17 protein-coding genes and 1 pseudogene are annotated in these 16,276 nt (G+C 69.0%); 12 read left to right on the forward strand and 6 right to left on the reverse strand.

The window, feature by feature from the left end; all coding sequences use genetic code 11:
- Window positions 1–51: 51 nt before the first annotated feature.
- Window positions 52–1,818, reverse strand: coding sequence for a lysine--tRNA ligase (gene lysS, locus OG936_RS14760; RefSeq protein ID WP_406495159.1), 1,767 nt, complete (start codon window positions 1,816–1,818; stop codon window positions 52–54).
- Between the two features lie 194 nt (window positions 1,819–2,012).
- Between lysS and argS the strand changes: the two genes are divergently transcribed.
- Entirely contained in the window at window positions 2,013–3,785 is a 1,773-nt protein-coding gene (gene argS, locus OG936_RS14765) for an arginine--tRNA ligase (protein ID WP_383762986.1), read from the forward strand.
- 42 nt (window positions 3,786–3,827) lie between these two features.
- Here the strand turns inward: argS and OG936_RS14770 are convergent, their stop codons facing one another.
- Entirely contained in the window at window positions 3,828–5,282 is a 1,455-nt protein-coding gene (locus OG936_RS14770) for a helix-turn-helix domain-containing protein (RefSeq protein WP_406495161.1), read from the reverse strand.
- Window positions 5,283–5,594: 312 nt separating this feature from the next.
- On the opposite strand from OG936_RS14770, the gene OG936_RS14775 reads away from it, so the two are divergent.
- Complete coding sequence (locus OG936_RS14775) at window positions 5,595–6,338, forward strand: DUF4232 domain-containing protein (protein WP_406495163.1); 744 nt, start codon at window positions 5,595–5,597, stop codon at window positions 6,336–6,338.
- A gap of 126 nt (window positions 6,339–6,464) precedes the next feature.
- On the opposite strand, the gene OG936_RS14780 is transcribed toward OG936_RS14775, so the two are convergent.
- Window positions 6,465–7,268: a class II aldolase/adducin family protein gene (locus OG936_RS14780; RefSeq protein ID WP_406500457.1), complete on the reverse strand. Its 804-nt coding sequence runs from the start codon at window positions 7,266–7,268 to the stop codon at window positions 6,465–6,467.
- Between the two features lie 5 nt (window positions 7,269–7,273).
- Window positions 7,274–8,254 carry a C-terminal binding protein gene (locus OG936_RS14785; RefSeq protein WP_406495165.1) on the reverse strand — a complete coding sequence of 327 codons (981 nt, stop codon included), beginning with the start codon at window positions 8,252–8,254 and terminating at the stop codon, window positions 7,274–7,276.
- Between the two features lie 279 nt (window positions 8,255–8,533).
- Here OG936_RS14785 and OG936_RS14790 point away from each other — a divergent pair, with 279 nt between their 5' ends.
- From OG936_RS14790 to OG936_RS14800, 3 genes are all read left to right on the forward strand, one after another.
- Window positions 8,534–9,433: an Lrp/AsnC family transcriptional regulator gene (locus OG936_RS14790; RefSeq protein ID WP_406495167.1), complete on the forward strand. Its 900-nt coding sequence runs from the start codon at window positions 8,534–8,536 to the stop codon at window positions 9,431–9,433.
- Between the two features lie 180 nt (window positions 9,434–9,613).
- The gene (locus OG936_RS14795; protein WP_406495169.1) at window positions 9,614–9,883 is read left to right on the forward strand and encodes a hypothetical protein; all 270 of its coding nucleotides are present in this window, start codon (window positions 9,614–9,616) and stop codon (window positions 9,881–9,883) included.
- A 254-nt stretch (window positions 9,884–10,137) separates the two neighbouring features.
- Window positions 10,138–10,509 (forward strand): hypothetical protein, encoded by a 372-nt coding sequence (locus OG936_RS14800; RefSeq protein ID WP_406495171.1) that lies wholly within the window; start codon window positions 10,138–10,140, stop codon window positions 10,507–10,509.
- A 116-nt stretch (window positions 10,510–10,625) separates the two neighbouring features.
- Here OG936_RS14800 and OG936_RS14805 read toward each other — a convergent pair whose 3' ends face one another.
- Complete coding sequence (locus OG936_RS14805) at window positions 10,626–11,024, reverse strand: hypothetical protein (RefSeq protein WP_406495173.1); 399 nt, start codon at window positions 11,022–11,024, stop codon at window positions 10,626–10,628.
- On the opposite strand from OG936_RS14805, the gene OG936_RS14810 reads away from it, so the two are divergent.
- The 5 genes and pseudogenes from OG936_RS14810 (at window position 11,017) to OG936_RS14830 (ending at window position 14,097) form a co-directional block, all read left to right on the forward strand.
- Window positions 11,017–11,235, forward strand: a complete 219-nt coding sequence (locus OG936_RS14810) for a hypothetical protein (protein WP_406495175.1) — start codon at window positions 11,017–11,019, stop codon at window positions 11,233–11,235. The two genes, OG936_RS14805 and OG936_RS14810, sit on opposite strands and share 8 nt — an antisense overlap.
- Window positions 11,236–11,521: 286 nt before the next feature.
- Window positions 11,522–12,306: pseudogene (locus OG936_RS14815) on the forward strand (Scr1 family TA system antitoxin-like transcriptional regulator).
- Window positions 12,303–12,554, forward strand: coding sequence for a DUF397 domain-containing protein (locus OG936_RS14820; RefSeq protein ID WP_406495177.1), 252 nt, complete (start codon window positions 12,303–12,305; stop codon window positions 12,552–12,554). Before OG936_RS14815 ends, OG936_RS14820 begins: the two are co-directional and overlap by 4 nt.
- A gap of 23 nt (window positions 12,555–12,577) precedes the next feature.
- Entirely contained in the window at window positions 12,578–13,246 is a 669-nt protein-coding gene (locus tag OG936_RS14825; protein WP_406495179.1) for a maltokinase N-terminal cap-like domain-containing protein, read from the forward strand.
- A gap of 59 nt (window positions 13,247–13,305) precedes the next feature.
- A complete protein-coding gene (locus OG936_RS14830) occupies window positions 13,306–14,097 on the forward strand; it encodes a DUF4253 domain-containing protein (RefSeq protein WP_406495181.1) in 792 nt (263 codons plus the stop codon).
- A 184-nt stretch (window positions 14,098–14,281) separates the two neighbouring features.
- Here the strand turns inward: OG936_RS14830 and OG936_RS14835 are convergent, their stop codons facing one another.
- A complete protein-coding gene (locus OG936_RS14835) occupies window positions 14,282–14,725 on the reverse strand; it encodes a nuclear transport factor 2 family protein (protein WP_406495182.1) in 444 nt (147 codons plus the stop codon).
- 226 nt (window positions 14,726–14,951) lie between these two features.
- Between OG936_RS14835 and OG936_RS14840 the strand changes: the two genes are divergently transcribed.
- A complete protein-coding gene (locus OG936_RS14840; protein WP_406495184.1) occupies window positions 14,952–15,692 on the forward strand; it encodes a tyrosine-protein phosphatase in 741 nt (246 codons plus the stop codon).
- A 209-nt stretch (window positions 15,693–15,901) separates the two neighbouring features.
- Window positions 15,902–16,246, forward strand: coding sequence for a hypothetical protein (locus tag OG936_RS14845; protein ID WP_406495186.1), 345 nt, complete (start codon window positions 15,902–15,904; stop codon window positions 16,244–16,246).
- Window positions 16,247–16,276 lie beyond the last annotated feature (30 nt).

Raw genomic sequence — 16,276 nt, forward strand, 5'->3', positions numbered from 1 at the left:
GAGGGCCGTCACCCGAATCAACGGGTGACGGCCCTCTGTGCTGACTACCTCCTACGCGCCCAGCAGCCTGCGCACCCGGTCCGCCCCCACGGCCAGCAGCAGCGTCGGCAGCCGCGGTCCCGTGTCCCGGCTGACCAGCAGCCGGTAGAGCAGCGCGAAGAACGACCGCTGCGCGGCCTTCAGCTCGGGCGTCGGCTTGGCGTCCGGCTCCAGGCCCGCCAGGATCTTCGGCACGCCGTAGACGAGCGTGGTGAGCCCGTCCAGCGACCAGTGCGTGTCCAGCCCTTCCAGGAGCAGCCGCAGCGACTCCCGGCCCTGCTCGTCCAGCGAGCCGAGCAGTTCCTTGTCCGGCTCGTCGCGGACGATGGTGCGGGCCTCGGCCGGGACCTGGCTGGTGATCCAGTTCTCGGCGCGGTCGAGGCGGGGCCGGGCCTCGTCGAGCGAGATCAGCGGGTTCTCCGGGTCCAGCTCGCTCAGGATGCGCAGCGTCTGCTCGTCGTGCCCGCCCGTGATGTCGACGACCGACGCGAGCGTGCGGTACGGCAGCGGGCGGGGCGTGCGCGGCAGCTCACCCGCGGCCGTGCCGACGGCCCGCGCGTACGCGGCGGCGTCGGCCGGCAGCACCGAGCCGTCGGCGACCTTGCGCGCCAGCGAGTCCCACTCGTCGTAGAGCCGCTGGATCTCCTGGTCGAAGGCGATCTTGAAGGACTGGTTGGGCTTGCGGCGCGCGTACAGCCAGCGCAGCAGCGGCGCCTCCATGATCTTCAGCGCGTCGGCCGGGGTCGGCACGCCGCCCTTGCTGGAGGACATCTTCGCCATGCCGGAGATGCCGACGAAGGCGTACATCGGGCCGATCGGCTGCACGCCGTCGAAAACCTCGCGGACGATCTGGCCGCCGACGACGAACGAGGAGCCGGGCGAGGAGTGGTCCACGCCGCTCGGCTCGAAGATCACGCCTTCATACGCCCAGCGCATCGGCCAGTCGACCTTCCAGACCAGCTTTCCGCGGTTGAACTCGCTCAGCCGGACGGTCTCGGCGAAGCCGCAGGCCGTGCAGGTGTAGTTCAGCTCGGTGCTGTCGTCGTCATACGACGTGACGGTCGTGAGGTCCTTCTCGCAGTTGCCGCAGTAGGGCTTGTACGGGAAGTAACCGGCCGAGCCGCCACTGCCGTCGTCCTCGCCGGCCGCGCCGGAACCCGCCTCGGCCTCCAGCTCGGCCTCGTCGACCTTCTTCTGCTGCTGCGGCTTCTTGCCGCCCTTGGCGCCCGCCGCACCGGGGTCCTTCTTCGTCCGGTACCGGTCGAGGACGGCGTCGATGTCGGCGCGGTGCTTCATCGCGTGCAGGATCTGCTCGCGGTACGTGCCCGCCGTGTACTGCTCGGTCTGGCTGATGCCGTCGTACTCGACGCCCAGCTCGTCCAGCGCGGCGGTCATGGCGGCCTTGAAGTGCTCCGCCCAGTTCGGATACGCGGATCCGGGCGGGGCGGGCACCGAGGTCAGCGGCTTGCCGATGTGCTCGGCCCAGGACTCGTCGACCCCCGGGACGCCGCCCGGAACCTTGCGGTAGCGGTCGTAGTCGTCCCAGGAGATCAGGTGCCGCACGGTGTACCCGCGGCGGCGGATCTCGTCGGCGACGAGGTGCGGGGTCATGACCTCGCGGAGGTTGCCCAGGTGGATCGGGCCCGACGGGGAGAGGCCGGACGCGACGACGACCGGTTTGCCAGGCGCACGACGCTCCGATTCGGCGATGACATCGTCCGCGAAGCGGGAGACCCAGTCGGTCTCGGTGCTGCTCTGACTCTGAGCCACGGTCTGCACGTCCTTCTCTCTTGTGGGGCTCGCAGGGACAAAACCCCTGACAGGGGCAAAACCCTTGGCAGGGACGAACCCCTGCGGGACTCGTAGGGCATTGCCCATTGTCCCAGGTCCCACCGACAGCGCGAAAACGGCTTTACTCGCCGTGGAATACTGGGTGTGATCCCTTGTACTCCTACGGAAACGGCAGCCAGCCCATGGCCTCGGTCAATTCCCTCGCTTCCACGCTCCAGCAGCAGCTGGCGGACGCCCTGACGGCAGCTCTGCCGGATGCCGGCACCGCGGACCCGCTGCTGCGACGAAGCGACCGGGCCGACTTCCAGGCCAACGGCATCCTGGCCCTCGCCAAGAAACTCAAGGGCAACCCGCGCGAACTGGCGTCCCAGGTCACCGCCGCGATCCCGGCGGGCGGCCTGATCAAGGAGATCGAGGTCTCCGGCCCCGGCTTCCTGAATGTGACGCTCGCCGACCGGGCGATCATCGAGACCCTCGCCGCGCGTGACGCGGACGACGAGGGCCGCCTCGGTGTCCCTTACAACAGCGCCGCGGGCACCACAGTCCTCGACTACGCACAGCCGAACGTGGCCAAGGAGATGCACGTCGGTCACCTCCGTTCCGCGGTGATCGGTGATGCGATGGCGCAGATCCTGGAGTTCACGGGCGAGACCGTGGTCCGGCGCCACCACATCGGCGACTGGGGCACCCAGTTCGGCATGCTCATCCAGTACCTGATCGAGCACCCGGGCGAGCTGAACCACGAGGCCGACGGCGGCGCGGCGGACGGCGAGGCCGCCATGTCCTCCCTGAACCGGCTCTACAAGGCGTCGCGGGTGCTGTTCGACTCCGACGAGGAGTTCAAGGCCCGCTCCCGGGACCGGGTCGTGGCGCTCCAGGCCGGTGACGAGGAAACCCTCGCCATGTGGCAGCGCTTCGTCGACGAGTCGAAGATCTACTTCTACTCGGTCTTCAACAAGCTCGACATGGAGATCCGCGACGCCGACATCGTCGGCGAGTCCGGCTACAACGACATGCTGGCGGAGACCTGCCGCATCCTGGAGGAGTCGGGCGTCGCCGTCCGCTCCGAGGGCGCGCTGTGCGTGTTCTTCGACGATGTGAAGGGCCCGGACGGCAACCCGGTGCCACTGATCGTCAAGAAGTCGAACGGCGGTTACGGCTATGCGGCGACGGACCTCTCCGCGATCCGCGACCGGGTCCAGAACCTCAAGGCGTCCACCCTGCTGTACGTGGTGGACGCGCGGCAGTCCCTGCACTTCAAGATGGTCTTCGAGACGGCCCGCCGGGCCGGCTGGCTGAACGAGGACGTCAAGGCCGTGCAACTCGCCTTCGGCACGGTGCTCGGCAAGGACGGCAAGCCGTTCAAGACCCGTGAGGGCGAGACGGTCCGGCTGCAGGACCTGCTGGACGAGGCGATCGACCGGGCGTCCGCGGTCGTGCGCGAGAAGGCACAGGACCTCACCGACGAGGAGATCACCGAGCGGGCCACGCAGGTCGGCATCGGCGCGGTGAAGTACGCGGACCTGTCGACGTCGGCCGCCCGCGACTACAAGTTCGACCTGGACCAGATGGTGTCGCTGACCGGCGACACGAGCGTGTACATCCAGTACGCGCACGCCCGTTCCCGCTCCATCAAGCGCAAGGCGGGCGAGCGGAAGCCCCAGCCGCACCCCGAGCTGGAGCTGGCCCCGGCCGAGCGCGCGCTGGGCCTGCATCTGGACCAGTTCGGCGAGATCGTGGCCGAGGTCGCCGCCGCGTACGAGCCGCACAAACTGGCCTCGTACCTCTACCAACTGTCGTCGCTGTTCACGACGTTCTACGACCAGTGCCCGGTGCTGAAGTCCGACGTCCCGGCCGAGGTGGCCGAGAACCGCCTCTTCCTCTCGGACCTCACCGCCCGCACCCTGCACCAGGGCATGGAGCTGCTCGGCATCAGGACGCCCGAGCGCCTCTGACCGGGACGTCCGCCGTACTCACCGGCCCGGTGGCCGTGACCGCTAGTCCCACTCCTTGGTCACCCACTGGGCCGTGTCGTACCGGTACATGTACTTCGGCCGCGCCTGGATGCTGCTGGTACGGAACGGCTTCCCGCCGTCGTCGATGCGCAGCGTCTCCTGCCGGCCGCCGCTGCTCCAGTCCAGCTCCAGGTACCAGCTGACGTCGTGCCCTTCGACATGGGCCTTGAGGTCGAACACCTCCACATCGGTGGAGGACACCTGGAACGGGAAGTTCTTCGGCGGCACCCGCACGTCCCCCTGCTGCCCCGCCACCGGGGTGAGGGTCGGCCGGTGGTCGTCGAGGTCGATGTCGAAGGACTGCGGGGTGATGCCGCTCCCGCAGCCGTCACCCATCGAGTACGCCGACCACGCCAGCGGCACCTTCCGGGACAGCGTCCGCACGTGCAGTCCCTTCAGCACGACGGCCTGCCCCGATTTCCCCTGCACGGTGAGTTCAAGCTGCATGCTGCCGCCGTCCACCCCGCCGAGCGCCCTGGCCCAGCCGCGGGTGTCCTGCGGTGCCGGCGGCGGAGGCACGTCATCCGGCTTCTGGTCCAGCACGTAGTGCTGACCGCAGGGCTCTTCCCAGTTGTACGAGCTGATGGTGGCGCTCAGCGGCACGCCCCCGCTCTGCTGGCCACCCGACCCGGCTGCCGTGCCGTGACTCCCGGGCGTGGCGGAAGCGCCGCCGGACGGCGGTGACGAGACGGTCGCCGAGCCGGACGGTACGGGCTTGCCCGACTTCTTCGCCCCGCTGGGCGAGGCGGTGACGCTCGCTTCGAGGCCGGGCCCGACGCGCGCGTCCTCGTCCGGCCCCTTCGCGTCCACGGCGGGGACGTTGCTGAGATCGTCCGTGTCCGTACCCGACAGGTTGCTGACGACGATCGAGGTGGGCACGGTCAGTGCGACGACGGCGACGGCCGCGAGCAGCACGCGCGCCCGTGCGGAGGCCAGGAACCGCCGGGGCGGGCTCGCCCCACCGGCCACGATCGCGGGCTCGGGCCCGGGTTCGGGTTCGGGTTCGAGCGTGCGCTCGGACGCGTCGCCACCAGCCTCGGCCCCGGAGCCACGAACCGCCTCGGGACCCGAGTCGGAAACCATGTCCGAAACCGTATCCCGACCCGGCTCCGAACCCGCGTCCCGCACCGGTCCCACAGCCGCGTCCCGCACCGGCTCAGCAGCCGCAGGAGCAGCCGCGGCCGGGCGCCGCCGGGTCGCATCCGCCACGATCCACCGCCGGTGCAGCTCCACCAGCTCCTCCGGACTCGCCGCACACAACCGCGCCAGCCGTTCCACCGGGGCGTACTCGTTCGGCACCGCATCACCGTTGCAGTACCGGTGGAGCGTCGACGTGCTGACGTGCAGTCTCCCGGCGAGAACCCCGTAGCTGCGCCCCGAACGGTCCTTCAGTTCCTTCAGCAGAGCCGCGAATTCCCCGGCCTCCGGCGTCGCCACTTCGGCGTTCCCCCTCCTGGTCCGTCCCGGAACACCGTTCCAGGGACGTGGAATCTGCCCAGGTCACAGTACGCGCAGACATTCCAGCTTCCCGAATGGGCTGTTCGGCGTTGCGGTCGGATTCCGCCGCCCCGCAATCTGTGAACACACCGCAGCGACCACCGGGACAACGCAGTGCGAATCCACTCCCGCTTCGAGCTCATCGATGCCGTGGCCATCGGAGTGGTGATCGTGTCCACCGCGATCGTCATGGTCCTGATCTGCCACAACTGACCGAACGACATCACCAGCCCACACACGGGGAGTACCACCATGCGCAGCAACCACATCCGCACCACCGCCCTCGCCGCGACCGCCCTTCTGGCCGCCCTCTCGCTCACCGCCTGCAGCGGCAACGACAACGGGAACGATGGCAAGGCAGGCGCGGTGGCCCCGGCGGCGAGCACCACCCCCACCACCCCCGACACGGGCAAGGAGGCCCAGGAGACCGGCAGCGGCACGGCCGATGCCCCCGCCGAGAACGCCTCCGCCGCGCCCAAGGGCTCCACCGGCGCCACCGACGGTCAGAAGAGCAACGCCGGCACCACCGGCGGCCAGAAGAGCAACGCCGGCACCACCGGAAGCGGCAGCAAGTCATCCGTTACCTGCACCGGCGCGAACACCAGGGTCACCGTCAGCAAGGTGAGCCGTCCCATCAACCACCTGCTGCTCACGGCGACCAACACCGGTTCCAGCCCCTGCTACGCGTACCACGCGCCGGCGCTCCGCTTCGACGAATCCCAGGCCGCCTTCCCGGTTCTCCGCGACAGCATTCCGCAGGCCGTGGTCACCCTTGCGCCGGGCCAGTCCGCTTACGCCTCGATCGGGCTGTCCGGTGAGCCGGACGGACAGGAGCTGCACAAGGGCACCCACCTCACGGTGTACTTCACCGGCAAGAGCAACCAGGGCTCCACGGGCGCCCCCGCCGAGCTGACGCTCCCCGCCGGCACCTCCTGGGGCGACAACGGCTTCGTCACCTACTGGCAGAGCGAGATGGCCGACGCCCTCACGTACTGAGCCCCCAACTGACGGCGCGGAGGCTCTGGTCAACCGCCCCAGAGCCTCCGCATCAGTTCGTCACTCCCGGCAGTTCGTCACTCCCGGCCGTCCTCAGTCCCGGCAGTTCGTCACTCCCGGCAGTCCTCAGTCCCGGTAGTCCGGAGCCACCCGGTCCAGCAGCCGCAGCATGGCCGCCCATGCCAGGTCGTAGGCGACATCGTCCTGAAGGTCGCTGTCCGCGGCCGCGTCGCCGGCGAGCTGCCGGGCGGTGTACTCGCAGGTCTCGGCCGGGGGAATGGTCAGCGGTCCGCCGCCCGCCTGGGCGGTGACCTGGATCTCGCAGGCCTTCTCCAGGTAGTACATGCGCAGGAAGGCCTGGGCCGCGCTCCCGCCCACCGTCAGCAGACCGTGGTTGCGCAGGATCAGCGCCGGATGGCTGCCGATGTCCTCGACCAGGCGCTTCTGCTCGTCGAGGTTGAGGGCCACGCCTTCGTAGTCGTGGTAGCCGACGCGGTTGTAGAACTCCATCGACATCTGGTTCAGCGGCAGCAGCCCGTCGCGCTGAGCGGCGACCGCGCAGCCGGCCCTGGTGTGGGTGTGCAGGACGCAGTGCGCGTCCTCGCGCGCGGCGTGGATCGCGCTGTGGATCACGAAGCCCGCGGGATTGACGGGGTACGGCGTGGGCTCGACCGGATTGCCGGACAGGTCGATCTTGACCAGGTTCGACGCGGTGATCTCCTCGAAGAGGAGGCCGTAGGGGTTGATCAGGAAGTGGTGATCGGGCCCCGGCAGCCGCAGCGAGATGTGGGTGAAGATCAGGTCGGTCATCCGGAAGTGCGCCACGAGCCGGTAGACGGCGGCGAGTTCACGACGCAGCCGGGTCTCCTCGGCAAGGTCCGCGCCGCGCCCGCTCCCCTCGGCGAGATCCGTGTCGTGGACGGTCGGCAGTTCGTTCACGAGGGGGCTCCTTCGAGCGTCGGGGCGACCACGGGAGTCAGCGGGCGCCCGGTGCGGTGCCAGGCGATGACGTTCTCGACGGGTGCGCACACGTACGCCCGCTGCGAGGTGTCGGACAGGTAGGCGCTGTGCGGGGAGAGCTGGATGCGCGGGTGGGCGCGCAACGGGTCGTCCGGCGCCGGAGGTTCGACCGGGAACACGTCCAGGGCCGCGCCCCGGAGCCGTCCGCCGTCCAGCGCGGCCAGCAGCGCGGCGGTGTCGACGAGTTCACCGCGGGCGACGTTCACCAGGTAGCCGCCCGGTCGCATACGGGCGAGCAGTTCCGCGTCGACCATGCCGCGGGTCTGCTCGGTCAGCGGCGTGTGCAGCGAGAGCACGTCGCAGCCGGCGACCAACTCGTCCCGGTCGAGCCGCTCGACGCCGGACGGCCACCCGGCCGCGTCGGCGTGCGGGTCGTACGCCGCGACGCGCCCGAAGACCGGACCCGCGATCCTGGCCAGCTCCCGTGCGATGCGCCCGAACCCCATGAGGCCGAGCGTCAGCTCACCGGCCCGGCGCGGCAGTTCGGCGAACTCGGTGCTCCAGCCACCGCCGCGCACGGTGGCGTCGGCCTGGGGCAGCGCGCGTACAAGACAGAGCGCGGAGGCGAGCGCGTGCACGGCGACGTCCTCGGTCGCGGCAAACGGAAGGTTGCTCACCCATACTCCGCGCCGGAGCGCCTGCGCGGTGTCGATCATGTCGTAGCCGGTGGACATGGCGGCCACCATCCGCACACCGGGGAGGCGGTCGAGCAGCGCGGCGTCCACCGGCGCGTAGCCGACGATCAGCGCGACGGCGTCGCGTGCGGCCGCCACGATCGCGTCCGGGTCGCGGCTGCCCACGACCCGGGTGTCGAAGCCCGCCTCGGCCAGCAGCCGCATCCCCGGACCGACATCGAGTTCCTCGGGGTCCGTGAACACCACCAGGGGCCGGCTCATCCCATCCTCCTCAAGCTGCACAAGCTCCTCCGGGCCTTCAGCCACGGCTGGCCTTCGGTCGCCGCAGCCCTTCAGCCACAGCGAAATACTGATTCGTTCGTCTCAGTTGCATTGAACCTACGTTTCATCCGACACAATTGTCCAGGGACAGTGATGCGTACGCCGGTGAGGCGCATCATCCGCCCCATCCCCCGTACCCCCCGCGCCCCGGTGGTCAAGAATGGGGCCCGCCCCGGGCGCACCCGCCCCCGGGCAACCGAACCGAGGGGAAGCGCCCAGGTGGATCTGGACCGGACCGATCTGGCCGTAGTCCGCGAACTGCAGACGGACGGCCGCCTGACGTACGAGACGCTGGCGCAGCGCGTCGGACTCTCCCGCCCCGCCACCCGCGCCCGCGTGCAGCGGCTGCTGGCGGGCGGCGGCGTACGCGTGGTGGCCGTCGTGCATCCCGCCGTACGGGAGCTGACCACCTCGGCCCATCTGTCGATCGGCGTGAGCGGACCGGCCGAGCCGGTGGCACGCGCGATCGCCGCCATGCCGCAGGCGCCGTACGTCACCCTCACCGCGGGCAGCCGCGCGATCATGGCGGAGCTGCGCGCCAAGGGGCTGGCGGAGCTGGACCGGGCCATCGAGTCGGTCCGCTCGCTGCACGGCGTCGACGCCGTGGACCCGCTGATCTCCCTCCAGCAACTCAAGGACCCCTACCTGCTGGCGGGCCGGCCCGATGTGCCGGAACTGGACGCGACGGACCGGCTGATCCTGGACGAGCTGGAGCGCGACGGGCGGCTGCCCTTCGCCGAACTCGCCGAGCGCGTCGGACTTTCACCCGGCGCCGCCCGCGCCCGCACCCTGCGCCTCCTCGACGGCGGCGTCGCAAAGGTGCTCGCGCTGGTCCGCCCCGACCTGCTGGGGCTCGGCGTCCTGTGCGGATTCGCCGTACGCCTGGAGGGCGAGCGGGACACCGTCGCGCGGCACATCGGCGGATGGGACCGGGTCTCGTTGCTGTCCGCCTGCATGGGGCGCGCGGAACTCGTCGGGACGATCAGCGCGGAGTCGCTCACTGCGGTGCGCAAAACCCTGGAGGAGATGCGGGCGTGCGCGGGCGTGCGCGCCGTGGAGAGCTGGGTCCATCTGGAGCTGGTCAAGGAGCGGTACGACCTCACCACCCCCGGCTCCTGAACGGGATGCCAGACGATACGTAAGCCAGAACCCACATCGCATTCCGAACAATTTGCGAGACGGGGGTCTAGGCAAGACATCGTCTGCCCCATATCGTCCATGCGACCGAATCAGCCGTCACGGACTCTCCGTTTGTGCGGCCTCCCTCATGGACGTCCCGGGTCGAAAGCATGCCCCCTCATGCACCACCCCCTCGACGACGCCGACCGCACACTCCTGGTGACCGGCGCCGCCGTCGCCGCCCCCGGTACCGCCGAACGCGCCGAGGCACTGGCTGTCCGCGGCGGCCAGGTCGTCCACATCGGCACCACCGACGACGTCCTCGAACTCGACGGCGGCCTCGTCCACCCCGGCTTCGTCGACGCCCACTGCCACCCCATGGTGTACGGGCAGGCACTCGCCTGGGTCGACTGCCGCCCGCGCCCGACGGACCGACCGATCCTCCGATGACACACAAGCCGGTGCCGACCGCTCTGTGACATCTGCGGATACGGCCCGCCTGTTCGTGCACCCCCCGTCAAGGACCACGGGCGGGGGTGCACGCATGCGCGGAGCCGGACGCACTGGTCGTGGGCTCGGGGATGGCCACGGGTGACTCATCGCCGAACCGCGCCTGTCCCACGCTACGGTGGCCCGCCGGAGCCGGGGTGCCGACGCCCCCGGTGCAGGGCTCCGAACGTGCCCCGACCGTCCAGGACAAGGTAGTGATCGACATGCCTCAATCACAGACCCGGAAATCACAGACACGAACCCTCGCCAAGAAGAGTGGACGCTGGATTCCGTATGTCGTATTCGGAGTGACCCTTGCATGGGTCGGAGGGGTCGCGTTCGAAATTTCCCGCGAAACGCCTGCCGGGGCATCCACACCGAGTGAGCTCAAAACTCAGGTAGGGGAATATGTACGCGAGGGAAACTCAGACGATCTGAATGATCTGTTTACAGAGGACAGCGTCGGTGGCTCCTACGCGAAAAACTATTTGGCGCACCTTGAAGATGCCAAGCCGAGTCGGCTTGAAGTGTCCATCAATGACCACCAAGGAGTTTACGCACTGACCCTTTCAGGGGTGACGAAATAAGGAGGGAAAGTCTGCACTTCGTGGCAGATAGAGCAAAAGGGTGGCCGATGGTTTTTGGACGCGGCGCCACTCGTCCAACCGAACCCGTGCGCCACCACCCCCTGACCCGCCACCCCTCACAGGGCCTCGCCGACCTCGCAGCGCCTCGCAGGCCTCGCCGCACAACCGATCGGCAACACCGGCAGCACATCCACCGAGCCCCTCCGCAGCACCAGCCAGAAATCAGACAGATCCAGATGGCCAGAAAAGGACTGTCCGAAGTAGATCTTCCATGGTTTTGCTTCGTGACCCTCCTCGCAAAAAATGGAGGATCGCTCGATGAAGAAGGCCCTCTCCCTCGTGGCGGCAATCGGGATGAGCACTATTGCTTTCACCGGTAGCGCGCAAGCCGTCGACGTCCAGCCGCTCTCGGCCACCGGCTGCACCGGAAACGCCGGATCCACCGACGGCTCCGGATCGGTATGCATATCCGTCACCGGGACGGGCTTGAAGGTCGACAGCGTATCGTTGAGCAAGAAGTCGAATAACCGGGCCTGGACGGATTACGCGCAGATCGATTTCACCGACGGCTCCGGCGGCTACATGAGCGCGACGGTGAGCGCCGCACGGGTCGAGACCAAGACCGTCGGCTTCAAGTGGGGTCTCAACGCCGCGAACAACAGCAAGGTCTGCGGATACTGGCACAACTACCCGGGCACCAAGGCCTGCGTGACGATCCACAGCTGACGGACCCGACGAGGGGCCGCACCCTGCGCACGCGCGGGACGGCCCCTCTTCTCACCGGTCACGCAGTCGGGCGCGACCGGCCACGAGGTCCCCGCCGAAAGCGCTGGACGGGCCGAACGTGCACCACACGATCACGGGACGAGAGTCACACTCCGTGACTACGCTGCCGCGGTACGCGCACCCGTACAGATTTCTTGTACGGGTCGTGCGCGCGTGACATACGCACGTAGGTGGGAGTTCGATCCGTATGCACCCCAGGAAGCGGCAGCGCAAGAACGCGTCGGCAATGAAACTCGTAGGCAAACTGGTCGGCGTGTTCCGCGTCGCGGCTGGCCTGACCCAGGCCCAACTGGCGGACCGGGTCGGCCATCAGGTCGAGACGATGGCCTCCATCGAACAGGGCAGACGCGCGCTGCTGCCGGAACTGGCCTGTCGACTGGACGAGTTGCTGGAGACCAAGGGGGCGCTGGAGACGGCGGTGGACAACATGCCGGAGGTCGACCTGATTCCGGCGTGGGTCGAGGAGTACCTGGACCTGGAACGGGAAGCCCTGGCCCTGTCCTGGTACGACAACCAGGTGCTCCCCGGACTCCTCCAGACGGAGCCGTATGCCCGAGCCGTCTTCCGCAACCGAATCCCCGTCTTCGCCGAGGACGAGATCGCCATCCAGACCACGGGCCGTCTGAAGCGCCAGGAGATCCTGCACCGCACCACACCCCCACCATTAGCTTCGTGGTCTGGGAACCGGTCCTGATGCTTCAACTCCTGGGCGGCGAGGAGCATGCGGAGCAGCTGCGCCACCTGCGGGCGTGTGCCGCGCTCCCCGGCATCTGCCTCCAGGTCCTGCCGCTGAACAGCCGGACCCACGCGGGACTCAATGGCCCCTTCATCCTGCTGGAGACACCGGACTTCCAGCACATCGCCTACTCCGAAACACAACGCGGCAGCCTGCTCGTCTCCGACCCCGACGAGGTCAGCATCCTCGCCCAGAAATATGCGATGCTGCGAGCCCAGGCCCTCAGCCCCGAAGACACCGTGGGCCTGCTGGACCGTCTGCTGGGAGAGCAATGAGCACTGAACGCAAGTGGTTCAAGTCCAGCTACAGCGGCGACGAGGGCGGCGCCTGCCTCGAAGTCGCCTACGACTGGCACAAGTCGAGCTACAGCGGCAGCGAAGGCGGCGAATGCGTCGAGATCGCCGCGCACCCCGCCGCGATCCACATCCGCGACTCCAAGAACCCCGACGGCCCCACCCTCACCGTCGCGCCCACCACCTGGACGGCCTTCGCCGGCTTCGCCGCCGACCGGCGTCTCGTCTGAGCCCACGGGAGGGATCCACCACCATGGCTGTCATCCACAACACCACCACCCTGACGCCCACCAAACTGGAACTCCTCGCCACCTGGCTGCCCGCGCAGCCCTGGTACCGCGGCAAGGCGGGGCAGCAGCCCGAGCTGGCCAGGACCGGCGGGTTCCGGCTGGACGACCCGGAGGGCGAGGTGGGGATCGAGTTCATGGTGGCCACCGACACGTCGGGGGACCAACCCGTCTCGTACCAGATCCCGTTCAGCTACCGAGGCGCGCCGATCCCGGGCGCCGACGAAGCGCTCATCGGCACGGCGGAGCACGGGGTGCTGGGGCAGCGGTGGGTGTACGACGGGACGCGTGACCCGGTCCTCGTCGCCCAGCTGTTCGCGCTGATCGTCGGCGAGGCCGAGCCGCAGATGCAGAGCACGAGCAACACCCCCGACCCGTCCGTGACCGGTTGGTTCGCGGAGACCGGCATCAAGGCCACGCTCGCCTCCACGACCGTGACCGACGCCCCGGACGGTACGGACCTCCTCGTGGAGACAGCACCCGACGGACGTCGGCTGGCCATCCGCATCAACCGCGTTCTCCAACCCGGCCAGGACACCGACGAGCAGGCACTCGGCCACGTCACCGCAGACGTGCCACTGCTCGACGGCACCACGGCACGCACCGCGTTCGCCGTCGTCCACGCACACCCATAGCCCGGGTCGGCCCCGGTCGCATCCCGTCGTTGTCAGTGGCCGCGTCTAGAGTCGCGGTCATGGCGACGCTCCCGAACCCGCTCCCGTCCTTGACCGCTTCAGGGCTCCAACTCCCGCCCGGCTCAATGGTGGACGCCACGCTCGACGGCGTGTGGCACGAGCCATTGCTCTGGTACGGGGACGAGCCCGCGTCGCCCGGGACGTGGGCCGGGCTGCGTGAGGCGGGCCGGCCGGTCGGGCTCATACCCGTACTGATCGACGGCGGGAATCGCGACCAGTGGCCCGACACCTGGGACCTGGCCCCGGACAGGACGTCGTACCCCGGTGATCACGACGCCGAGGAAGTGCTCGGCGAGTACTGGGCGGACTGCGCACCCGACGAACTCGACGCCGCCGAGGACGAGTGGCCGGGCCTGGCACCCGCCCCGTCCGTCGACGGGCAGTCCACCCCGGACGACCTGGCCGCCGAGATCGCGGACGAGTGTGTCGGCCCGGACGGCTGGTTCCCCGGTACCCGGGCGGCGCTCGTCCCGGCCCGGCGCAGCGCGGACATCCCGGCGGCGATCGGCTGGTCGGGACCGGTCAACTACGAAGACGACGTGGCCCGGCTCTGCGCCGTGCTCCGCTCCTGGGAGGACCGCTTCGGCATACGGGTCGTGGTGCTCGGCTTCGACACCCTGACCGTGTCCGTCGGACGCCCGCCCACCACCTTCGCCGAGGCACGGGCGCTCGCCGCCGAGCACTTCGCGTTCTGCCCGGACAACATCAACCAGAACCCGCCGTACGACCTGGATGCGTACGCCGGGAAGAGGGTGCTGAACCAGGAGACCTGGTCGTTCTGGTGGGACTAGTGCCCCTCCCGGCAAGCTTTGCCCCGTCGCGGCACTAGGTGTGCTGACTGGCTTGCTCCGCCGCCGACAGCGGGCGGTGGCCACCCGCTCCGAGAATCTCGCCGTGCGCTGCGAAGCGACCGTCCTCGTCACTGCCGTCAACAAGTGGCTGTGACCAACGACTTCGCGGCCGTCATGGCGGCCGTCACCTGCTTTCCGCCTCGAATGCCTGGGCGACCGCCAGGCTGTCCTCGTAGACATGGTGCCGGGTGACGAGGCCATCCTCGACCGTAAGGTGCAGGGCGAACCGCGCGCGATACGCACGCCTGGTGAGCCGAGCGGTCTGACGAATCTCGCCGAGCACAACTGCGTCGTTGCCATCGACGAGGATGCGCTCGATCTCGGTCGCCCCGTGCTCAGGCACGTGGTGCTCGGCAAGCTCGCGATAGTGAGCTGCCGCGTCGGCCCGGGTGGACCGGTGACGGATCCACGGCGTGGCCGTTCGGCCGTGCTCGGCCTCCGGCCAGTCCAGCTTCCAATCGCCCCTCTCGGCGTACAGCTCGGCGATACGCTCGGGGTCGCCTTCCCCGATCCTGCTCAACAGTTCCTCGACAACGGTGCGCGTGTTCTGAGGTGCGGCAATGGGCATGGCTGGCCTCCCCGTCCTGATCCGCGTCCAGCCGACGCGGAGAGGACCCCATTCTTGCCGGTACAGGCGAGCCAGGACGATTACCTCTGAGGTAGGCGCAAGCGAGTCACCGTGATCCGCTTTCGACGCACGCCCTCGTCGGCCGGGCGCCTGTCCGGCAGATCACGAGGCTCGCCCGGCCCGGCGGAGTCCGCGCGAGACGTGAGCGGCGTGCGAACCGGTGACCGTGCGGCAAGGCACCGTCACCGGCGAGCCGGGTCGGGTCTCATATATTCGTTTGGTGATCACACGTTCTGAAAACCTGCCCGATGGCGCGTTCAGCGATATCCCAGGCGTCCGGAACTTCCGCGATGCGGGTGGTGTCGGGTCCCTTCGCCACGGGGCTCTCTACCGTTCCGGTGCCCTGAACGCCATGCCACCGGAAGGCGCCCCATACCTGAAGGCACTCGGCCTGCGCAGCGTGATCGACCTGCGCAGTACGCCGGAGGTGACGGCCGGACCCGACCTGCGGCACGACCTCGGGTACGAACACAGTCACTTTCCCGTCTTCGCCGAGCAGCGGTGGCCCGAGGACCAACGAGAGCTCTACCCTTCCATGGCCGAACACGCCGGGCGTTCGACGGTTGCGATCATCCGTCGGCTCATCGTTCCCGGAGCGTTGCCCGCACTTGTCCACTGTGCCTCCGGCAAGGACCGCACCGGGGTAACCATCGCCATTCTTCAGACTCTTCTGAACGCCTCCGAAGCGGAGATCACGGAGGACTTCCTCCGTTCGAACACTTCCCTGGGCCTCACCGAGGCTTCGGCTGCGGCACGGACCGGACACGGCACCCGCCCCGTCACCGCGACCCACCTGCTCCACGCCATGATCTGGATCCGCAGCCACTACGGGTCGGTGCCCGACTATCTCCTGGCGCACGGCGCCAAGGAGGCCGAGTTGCAGGCGCTGCACACCGCCTTGACCTGACGCGGTCCAGCGAGACGGCCACGGGTCGGAGGCTCACCGGCCGCCGGGCGACCGGTGCGGACCCGCTGTAGCCGCCACCGAAGAGATGCGGCTGTCCAGGACACGCGGCGGCGTAGGACATGCCACCGTACGACGTGCCACGCTCCCCACCCGGCAGATGAGTACGACGACTCATGTGCCGTCTTCGACGGTCCGATTGAATCGCACGCATGCCCGACAACGTCATGGACAGCCGCCCCCAGCGCACCTGGATAGCCTCGCTGATCTCCACGATCGTGACGCTTCCGCTGGCGTTCTTCGCCCTGGTCTTCGGCGCGCTCTCGCCGATGGCCTGCGACGCCTGCGAGGAAGCCGAGGCCCACCGGTTCGACACCAGCTTCGATTCCGCGTGGACGGTGCTCACTGTCGGCCTGGTGCTGGCGCTGATCACCCTCGTCACGAGCTGGGCGCTCAGCAGGCAAAGGCCACCGGCCGCCCTCGCCCTCGCCGTGCTCGCGCCCGGCGTCGTGTTCTTCGCGTGGGTGACGTTCATGGCCCTGGTCGACTGGCCCTGAGTTCCGCACAAATCCTGAGACGGTCTGTCA

The sequence above is a fragment of the Streptomyces sp. NBC_00846 genome, assembly GCF_045207325.1.
Taxonomy (GTDB): Bacteria; Actinomycetota; Actinomycetes; order Streptomycetales; family Streptomycetaceae; genus Streptomyces.

Coding starts and splice junctions, on each gene's coding strand:
- OG936_RS14820 (WP_406495177.1), top strand. CDS start 12,303: ATGAGCACTGAACGCAAGTGGTTCAAGTCCAGCTACAGCGGCGACGAG.
- OG936_RS14845 (WP_406495186.1), top strand. CDS start 15,902: ATGCCCGACAACGTCATGGACAGCCGCCCCCAGCGCACCTGGATAGCC.
- argS (WP_383762986.1), top strand. CDS start 2,013: ATGGCCTCGGTCAATTCCCTCGCTTCCACGCTCCAGCAGCAGCTGGCG.
- OG936_RS14795 (WP_406495169.1), top strand. CDS start 9,614: ATGCACCACCCCCTCGACGACGCCGACCGCACACTCCTGGTGACCGGC.
- OG936_RS14825 (WP_406495179.1), top strand. CDS start 12,578: ATGGCTGTCATCCACAACACCACCACCCTGACGCCCACCAAACTGGAA.
- OG936_RS14830 (WP_406495181.1), top strand. CDS start 13,306: ATGGCGACGCTCCCGAACCCGCTCCCGTCCTTGACCGCTTCAGGGCTC.
- OG936_RS14775 (WP_406495163.1), top strand. CDS start 5,595: ATGCGCAGCAACCACATCCGCACCACCGCCCTCGCCGCGACCGCCCTT.
- OG936_RS14785 (WP_406495165.1), bottom strand. CDS start 8,254: ATGAGCCGGCCCCTGGTGGTGTTCACGGACCCCGAGGAACTCGATGTC.
- OG936_RS14835 (WP_406495182.1), bottom strand. CDS start 14,725: ATGCCCATTGCCGCACCTCAGAACACGCGCACCGTTGTCGAGGAACTG.